The sequence below is a fragment of the Rhodopirellula sp. JB055 genome (genome assembly GCF_043100905.1).
Classification (GTDB): Bacteria; Planctomycetota; Planctomycetia; order Pirellulales; family Pirellulaceae; genus Rhodopirellula.
The window spans coordinates 1-8,179 of sequence record NZ_JBICHO010000375.1; the positions used below are offsets into that span (position 1 = coordinate 1).

Below are 8,179 nucleotides of genomic sequence, written 5' to 3' on the forward strand. Positions count from 1 at the left end.
CGACCTTGGTCGAGTCCTTGCCACTGAAGGCACCGCCACCGTGATGGCCCCAGCCGCCGTAAGTGTCGACGATGATCTTGCGGCCGGTCAGGCCGCAATCGCCGTGAGGTCCACCGATGATGAACTTGCCGGTTGGGTTGATGTGGTACTTGATGTCGCCCTTGTCCAGTTCAGCGGGGATCGAAGGTTTGACGACGTTCTCGATCACGAACTTTTTAATCTCGTCGGGCGAAACGTCGGGGCCGTGTTGAGCGCTGACCACGACGGCTTCGATGCGAACCGGGCGATTGCCATCGTATTCGACTGTGACTTGGCTCTTGTTATCAGGACGCAGCCAGTCGACTTCTTTATTGAAGCGAGCTTCGGTGATGCGGTTGATGATGCGGTGCGACAATGCGATCGGCAGTGGCATCAATTCAGGCGTGTCTTTGCAGGCGTAGCCGAACATCAGGCCTTGGTCGCCCGCACCAATGTCTTTGCCAGCGGCTTCGTCGGAGTTCACGCCTTGCGCGATGTCGGGGCTTTGCGCGTCCAGGCGGACTTGCACTTCGCAGGTCTTGCCATCGATTCCGATATCGGGATCGTCGTAGCCAACGGCAACGATGGTGTCGCGAACAATTTTTTCGTAGTCGACGTCCGCTTTGGAAGAGATTTCACCAGCGACGACGGCCAACCCGGTGGTGACCAGAGTTTCGCAGGCGACGCGGCTGTGTGGATCTTGGGCCAGCAGTGCATCTAAGATGCTGTCGGAGATTCGGTCCGCCAGCTTGTCGGGGTGGCCCATGCTGACCGATTCACTGGTGAAAAGAAAACGGCCTGATTCGTTACTCACTACACTGATCTCCGGGAAAACAGACGAAAATGATCGCCGTTGGAAATTGGTTTCCTCCCGCGACGTGCCCCATAGCGTAAAGTCTGGTCACGACGGCGCAAAGCGGCACAAATTACGGAAAAGGATCACTTCTGAGCTGCCATGGCCTCCTCGCCTCCGAACGACCCGAACAAGCACCCCCAGAAGTCGAGCGGCACGCCCGCCAATCGTCCGCGATCTGGTCGCGCGACGTCCGATCAGCCGTCGGTCGAGACACCTTGGCAGCGGCCGGCTGTTTCGGCTTGGCCGTTGATTGGTTCCTGCTTGGTGCATCTGATTCTGATCGGTTCGCTGATCGGTTGGGTGCAATCTCAATCAGCCGGAACGATGGAGCAGCCAGCGACCAGCGTTGGTGTGGCGATGGCTTATCGGTTGCCGGATCGAACGCTTTACGTCACGGAAGATTCGTCGGAGGAATCGGACTCCGCGACGGCCAACCCATCGGATCGCCAAGTCGACGAGCGGTCCAAGTCCGCTGATTCGACTGACGCGGAGCAAACGCAGTCGACTGCTTCGGCCGCGTCCGCTCCGCCCGCTGGATTTGTGCCGCCGGTGGATTTGGATGGTTTGTTTGCGGAGATGACTCGTCGCGGTGTCGCGGCAGGAGAAACAGAGGGAACCGGCGTCGAAGGTGTGCTGAGGTTTGGCGATGGCAAAACCGCCGACCAATTGGGGACCGGAGACTTGGTGCCCGGAGCAACTCGTGCGGGCCAGGGAGCTGGCCAAACGACCACCTCGGTGTTTGGCGTGTCGGGGTCTGGCAGTGCGTTTGTGTACGTGTTCGACCACAGTGAAAGCATGTCGGCTTCTGGCGGCAAACCCTTGAGAGCGGCCAAGCAAGAGTTGATTCGAAGCTTGCGGACGCTGAGTGAACGCCAACAGTTTCAGGTCATCTTTTACAACGATCGACCCAAGGCGTTTTCACCAGACGGCCAGACGACGGGGTTGGTATTGGGGGAAGACGGCAATCTCAAACGAGCCGAGGCGTTTGTGCAGCGAACGGTGGCGGTCGGCGGAACGGAGCACCAGTTGGCGCTGCGGATGGCGTTGCGATTGGCACCGGACGCGATTTTCTTTTTGACCGATGCGTCGATTCAAACGATGAGTGCGGAGCAGATGGCGGACATCCGTCGCCGAGCCGAGCAGGCAGGGACGGTGATCCATGCCATTCAGTTTGGAACCGGCCCCGAGCCAGCGAACTCGTTCATGAAGGAGATCGCGCGTCAGAATCGCGGTGGCTATCGCTACCTCGACGTGATCTCCGGCAGTTGAGGGAATCGTTTTCCAATCGGCTTCCGGGCCAATCAGCTATCGGGCCAATCATCTTCCGGAGTTGTGCAGCAGAGTAGAACGGTTCTCCTCAACTGTTCCGTCGGGTGGGCCTCCATCGCCAAGCCTCATCGCACCCAAGTCCACGGTAAAACGTTCGCGTCAGACTGTTCGACGAAACCAACCTATCACGCAATCATTTCGGGACAAATGTTCTCATCTGAAAGGACATTCTGCCCTCACCCTCGCGTCTACCGGAACGGCTCCGCTGGACCTTCTGCCAAACGGCGGTTTGGGGGGAGATTGAAATCTGGCGACTCCGGCTACGACGCGATAGGGAGCGATGGGGAGCGAAATCGGGCCAACCGAGATCGAGATCGGGACCGCTTTTAGCGCCAGTTCGGTCGGATTTCGCCGGCGCCTGCTTCTTCTGCGTCCAAGCGTGCTTGAGGAATGATGCGGCGAAACTCGGAGGCGGATCCGCGAATGGAGGCTCCCATCAGCAGCAAACCCAGTCGGACTTCTTCACGTTTTCTGAGCGGGGCTTCGGTGACTCCAGGTGCGAGTGATTCCGCTTGGCCTCGAAGGAAAACGGTCACGTTGTTCAAGCCATCACCCAGTCGTCTTCCAGCATCGCCTCCGACCACGATTGTGCCGCCCAAGGCGCCTGCGCCGGTGTCATCGCCGACGTTGCCGCGTACAAAGATGCTGCCGCCGCGCATTGCCGCGCCGACTCGGTCGCCTGCCGATCCGTACACCGCGAGGGTGCCTCCGGTCATCGCCGTTCCTAAGCCGCAGCCCGCATTGCCGGTGATCAAAACAACGCCACCGCTCATCCCGTCGCCGGCGCCATGCCCCACGTTGCCGTCCAACCGCACATCGGCGTCACGGCAGTAAGCGAATGCGTAGTCGCCGAGGTCGCCGGTGGCTTGCAATCGAAGCGGAACTTGGCAGCGCATCATGGCTGAACCCTGCCCATTCAATCCTGTCAACTCGACCAGTGGCGCGGGTGCCTCTGGATCCGTTTGACAGGGGATCGACTGCATCGCCAAACGCAAATCGGCATCGGACATCTTTGAAATGTCCCAGGAAAAATCGGGCTGCTGGGGTTCCTTCGTCACGTCACGCTCCGTGGGTGGCAATCGCTCGGACGATTTGTTGTAACCGGTCAGCGGCCTGCTCGCATACGTCCAGGACATCCGCGTGATCCGCCGTGATCGGGGCGTCCGGAAGAGCGAGGTTGGTAACGACCGAAACCCCGAGTGTTTGAACGCCGGCGGACGAGGCACACAGTATCTCTGGGACGGTGCTCATGCCGACCAAGTCCGCACCCAGGTTCCGCATCATCCGGCATTCCGCTCGCGTTTCGTAGTTCGGGCCACTGACGGCCAAGTACATTCCGTGGCGAAGTTGAAAGCCGTGTTTCCGAGCGGTCCGCTGGGCGATTTGTGCCAGTTCGGGGGCACAGGTGTTCAGACGTCGGCGGAAAGAATCGGGAACGGATCGTTCTGGCGGTGAGGGTGTTGTCGTCGGAACCGCGACCGGTGGGGCTCCCAGTTTTCCATCCAGCCAACTGCTGTGTTCGTTAATCAGCACAAGATCGCCCACGGAAAAAGCGGGGTTCAGACCTCCTGCGGCACAACTGACGACCAGTTGACTGATCCCAATCCCTGCCATCAAGGCGACCGGACGGGTGACGTCTTGCAGGGAGTGTCCCTCGTAAACGTGCAGGCGACCTGCCATCGCGATGATCGGACGAGACGCCAACTGACCAACGATGAATTCGCCACGATGCCCTGCGGCGGTGGAGGCCGCCAGCCCGGGAATTTCCCGGTAGGGAATCACGGTGGGTGAATCGATCGAGTCCGCCAGCCCCCCTAGACCGCTGCCAAGCACGACGCCCAGGGGCGGTTTCGAGAATTCGCCCAGCGGTGAAATTCTCTCTCGCAGAGCGGCGAGCGAGTCCGAGAAAGGGGGGGCAGGGTCCGGCGAGGCGGCACGGTCGAAATTGGCGGGGAAAATGGTTTCAAAAATCCAGTGTCAGGGGGGATCCGTGCGCAAAGACAAGCAAAGATTGCGCCTGATTCGTTTTGGGGTTCCCGATCAGGGCCACCTTTGCGATATTTCCTTTCGATTTCTTTCTGTGATTCGAAAAGAATGTCCGGGTGCTTCCCGGTTTTGCCAGTCTACACCCCCCAACAATTTTTGACGATTCGTCGGCCACCCTCTAAATCCACCCGGAATCTCAGCGACAGCCATGTCAGAGTTGTCGACGGGCGAGATTGGAACCGCCGCATTGGTCGAGCTTAGGTGAAGTATTATGAATTTGGAGAAGGTCAGAAACATTGGTATCAGTGCCCACATTGACTCGGGCAAGACCACTCTGAGCGAACGCATCCTGTATTACAGCGGTCGGATTCACAAGATCGAAGATGTTCGCGGTGGCGGTGATGGCGCCACGATGGATCACATGGAACTGGAAAAAGAGCGTGGGATCACGATCACCAGTGCCGCGACCAGCGTCACGCACAACGATTACCACATCAACCTGATCGACACACCCGGCCACGTTGACTTCACTGTCGAAGTGGAACGTTCGCTGCGTGTTCTCGACGGTGCCGTTTTGGTTCTGTGCAGTGTCGGTGGCGTTCAAAGCCAGTCGATCACCGTCGACCGGCAAATGAAGCGATACCAAATTCCTCGCTTGGCGTTCATCAACAAGATGGACCGCACTGGTGCCAATCCACGCCGCGTTGTTGAACAACTCCGCGAAAAACTTGGGGCGGATGCCTTCCTCGCGCAAATCCCAATCGGCGCGGAAGAAAACTTCCGTGGCGTTGTCGACTTGATCGAAATGGAAGCCTACACCTTCGAAGGCGACCAAGGTGAGAACGTTGTCACCAGCGAAATCCCTGCGGATTTGAAAGACGAAGCTGAGGAAGCTCGCATCGCCATGTTGGATTCGTTGTCCAACTACAGCGACGAAGTGATGGAATTGCTGCTGAGCGAAGAAGAAGTTTCCAAGGACATGATCTACAAGGTCATGCGGGAAGCCGTTTTGAACGGTGCGACTCCCGTGTACATGGGCAGTGCCTACAAAAACAAAGGGGTTCAACCTTTGCTCGACGCTGTCACCCAGTACCTCCCCAGCCCATTGGACCGAGACATCAGCGGTCGTGATCCTGCTGACGAGGAAAAGAAAATTCCTTTGCTTCCCGATCCCGAAAAACCATTCGTTGGAATGGCGTTCAAGATCGTGGAAGACAGCTTTGGCCAGTTGACCTTCATGCGAATCTATCAAGGTTCGATCAAGAAGGGCGAGAGTTACGTCAACCAACGTAATGGCAAGAAGGAACGTTTCAGTCGAATCGTTCGAATGCACAGCGACAAGCGAGAAGAAATTGACGAAGCCCAAGCCGGTGACATTGTGGCCGTGGTTGGGATCGATTGTGCCTCGGGCGACACTTACGGTGAGAGCCGTGATTTCTGCACGTTGGAATCGATGTTTGTTCCTGAGCCTGTGATCAAGATCGCCGTGACCCCACAAAATCGTGGCGACGGCGACAAGATGAGCAAGGCGCTGCAACGCTTCCGCAAAGAAGACCCCACTTTCCGCGTTGAAACCGACGAAGAGACCAACGAGATCTTGATCTCGGGAATGGGTGAGTTGCACCTGGAGGTTTACATCGAACGCATTCGTCGCGAATACGGTGTGGACATCGAAGTCGGTGCACCGAAAGTCTCTTACCGCGAAAGTCCAACTCGCGAAGTCGAGTTCAACTACAAGCACAAGAAACAAACCGGTTGTTCGGGTCAGTACGCTCACATCGTTGGCAAGCTGATCCCTATCGAATCGGACAGCGAAGACAGCTTCGAGTTCGAAGAGAAGATTGTCGGTGGACGGATTCCAAAGCAGTACATCCCTGCGGTTGAAAAAGGCTTCCGTGACATCCTTGGCAAAGGCCCTGTGGCCGAGTACCCCGTGGTGGGAACGCGAATCGAGTTGCTCGATGGTAGCTACCACGACGTTGACTCGAGCGAAAAAGCCTTCTACACCGCTGCACAGGGTTGTTTCCGTGAGTACTTCAAGCAAGCCGCACCGAAATTGCTCGAGCCAATCATGGCGGTCGAATTGGAAGTGCCAGAAGACTTCCAAGGGACCGTGACCGGTGACGTGATTCGTCGTCGTGGTTTGATGACCAGCAACGATACCAACGAAGGTATCTGCGTGATTCGCGCGGAAGTGCCGTTGGCCGAAACGTTTGGTTACGCCACCGACCTGCGAAGCATGACGCAAGGTCAAGGAACGTTCACGATGGAATTGGCCGCTTATCGCCAAACCCCATCGAACGTCCAAGAAGACATCATCGCTGAACGCAAGAAAGAAGAAATGGCCGGCGCACGCTAGTCATTCATCTCTCGGCCAAACAACAAAACCACGCGAGTCACTTCGCGTGGTTTTTTTATGCGCTGGATGAATTGTGAAGCGGAGTCCAGCCTGTCCGCCCGCGCCAGTTCCGATCTCACTCGCCGATGATTTTGACGAGGATTCGTTTGCGGCGGCGGCCGTCGAATTCGTAGTAGAAGATGTGTTCCCAGGGGCCGAGATGCAGTTCGCCGTCGGTGATGGCGACCACGACCTCGCGTCCCATGATCTGTCTTTTGTGGTGCGCGTCGGCGTTGTCTTCGCCGGTTCGATTGTGCATGTAGCCGCCGGTTGCAGGATCGGTTCCCGGGTTAAAAGGCACCAGGTCTTCCAGCCAACGTTCGTAGTCGGCGTGCAAACCGGACTCATTGTCGTTGATGAAGACGCTCGCCGTGATGTGCATCGCGTTGACCAGCACCATTCCTTCTTGAATGCCGCTCTCTCGCACCAGTTGTTCGACTTTTTGATGGATGGAAACAATTCCGCGGCGGTTTGGGATTTCCATCCACAATTCTTTGGTCAGGGATTTCAATGTGGGACTCCAGTCGATCGGGCAGGCGAATTCATGTCACTCAATGACAGACGTGAAATGGTCGCTAGGTTTGGGGCGGCTTCCTGTTTCGGGGATGATTTTATGAGATGATGTGTCGGAACGCGATTCGGCAGGTTTGCCGCGGTGCGTTCTAGAAATTAGCTTCGCCACCCAAGGCGTCCACCATGTTGGTCTGCCTTCACGGATCCTCCAACTGATTGAATCTCATCCCATGAATGGAACGAAATGGATGTTTGGTGTGTTGCTGCTGGGGGCTCTGCTGTCGGCGGTTGACGACGTTCGCAGTGAAGAGATCCAGGCTTCGGAATCGGGAGTGCCAGAGAGCCAAGTCACTCAACACTTGTCCGAAATGGTTTTGCAGCGTGACGAGCATTTCCGCTGGGAAATTCGCGACCGCGGAAATTTTGCAGGATGTGATTACGTGGTGGTGCATCTGGTTTCTCAAGCTTGGCAAGGTGTGCCGTGGCAACATCAGCTCTACATCATGAATCCGCCGGAGACGGATCCGGATGAATCCAAGGCTTTGCTGATGATCACCGGCGGTTCTTGGAAATCAGAGTGGGGATCTGAGGGACCGGTTGAAAACAAAATCCCGCGAGAGGCAGTGGTGCTGGCCAGTCTTGCCAAAGAAGCGAAGACCCCGATTGCGATCTTGAAGCAAGTTCCTTTCCAGCCGATGTTTGACGGTTTAAAAGAGGACGCTTTGATTTCGCTCACCTTTCAAAAGTTTTTTGAAACCAAGGACCCCGATTGGCCTCTGTTGCCCGTGATGGCCCGAGCGGCTTCTGCGGCGATGGATGCGGTCGTGGGCGCGGCGGAGGAAGAATGGGATCTGAGACTGGATGGATTCACTGTGACCGGCGCGAGTAAACGCGGTTGGACGACGTACTTGGTCGGCGCCACGGACCCTCGCGTCAAGGCGATCGCGCCGATGGTCATCGACATGTTGAATCTGAATGTGCAGATGAAACACCAGATCAAAGCTTGGGGGGACTACTCACCACAGATTGCGGACTACACGCGACGCGGACTTCAGAAAATGATGTCGCAACCAAGTGGC

The 8,179-nt window shown here is 57.0% G+C and carries 7 protein-coding genes; 3 read left to right on the top strand and 4 right to left on the bottom strand.

Going from position 1 to position 8,179, the window contains the following annotated elements; all coding sequences use genetic code 11:
- Nucleotides 1-832, bottom strand: an 832-nt coding sequence (gene metK, locus ACF8AM_RS14920) for a methionine adenosyltransferase (protein WP_392556399.1), incomplete at its 3' end; no start/stop codon positions are given.
- A 141-nt stretch (nucleotides 833-973) separates the two neighbouring features.
- On the opposite strand from metK, the gene ACF8AM_RS14925 reads away from it, so the two are divergent.
- Entirely contained in the window at nucleotides 974-2,143 is a 1,170-nt protein-coding gene (locus ACF8AM_RS14925) for a hypothetical protein (protein WP_392556400.1), read from the top strand.
- A gap of 386 nt (nucleotides 2,144-2,529) precedes the next feature.
- Here the strand turns inward: ACF8AM_RS14925 and ACF8AM_RS14930 are convergent, their stop codons facing one another.
- Nucleotides 2,530-3,261 carry a tributyrin esterase gene (locus tag ACF8AM_RS14930; RefSeq protein ID WP_392556401.1) on the bottom strand — a complete coding sequence of 244 codons (732 nt, stop codon included), beginning with the start codon at nucleotides 3,259-3,261 and terminating at the stop codon, nucleotides 2,530-2,532.
- 1 nt (nucleotide 3,262) lies between these two features.
- Nucleotides 3,263-4,174 carry a purine-nucleoside phosphorylase gene (locus ACF8AM_RS14935; protein ID WP_392556405.1) on the bottom strand — a complete coding sequence of 304 codons (912 nt, stop codon included), beginning with the start codon at nucleotides 4,172-4,174 and terminating at the stop codon, nucleotides 3,263-3,265.
- A gap of 286 nt (nucleotides 4,175-4,460) precedes the next feature.
- Between ACF8AM_RS14935 and fusA the strand changes: the two genes are divergently transcribed.
- The gene (gene fusA, locus ACF8AM_RS14940) at nucleotides 4,461-6,548 is read left to right on the top strand and encodes an elongation factor G (protein WP_392556402.1); all 2,088 of its coding nucleotides are present in this window, start codon (nucleotides 4,461-4,463) and stop codon (nucleotides 6,546-6,548) included.
- A 115-nt stretch (nucleotides 6,549-6,663) separates the two neighbouring features.
- Here the strand turns inward: fusA and ACF8AM_RS14945 are convergent, their stop codons facing one another.
- Entirely contained in the window at nucleotides 6,664-7,071 is a 408-nt protein-coding gene (locus ACF8AM_RS14945) for a secondary thiamine-phosphate synthase enzyme YjbQ (protein WP_392556403.1), read from the bottom strand.
- 259 nt (nucleotides 7,072-7,330) lie between these two features.
- On the opposite strand from ACF8AM_RS14945, the gene ACF8AM_RS14950 reads away from it, so the two are divergent.
- Nucleotides 7,331-8,179: PhoPQ-activated protein PqaA family protein (locus tag ACF8AM_RS14950; RefSeq protein ID WP_392556404.1), on the top strand; the 849-nt coding region annotated here is incomplete at its 3' end.

Excerpts from the sequence above, each read along its gene's own strand:
- fusA (WP_392556402.1), top strand. The coding sequence starts at position 4,461 with ATGAATTTGGAGAAGGTCAGAAACATTGGTATCAGTGCCCACATTGAC.
- ACF8AM_RS14945 (WP_392556403.1), bottom strand. The coding sequence starts at position 7,071 with ATGGAAATCCCAAACCGCCGCGGAATTGTTTCCATCCATCAAAAAGTC.
- ACF8AM_RS14925 (WP_392556400.1), top strand. The coding sequence starts at position 974 with ATGGCCTCCTCGCCTCCGAACGACCCGAACAAGCACCCCCAGAAGTCG.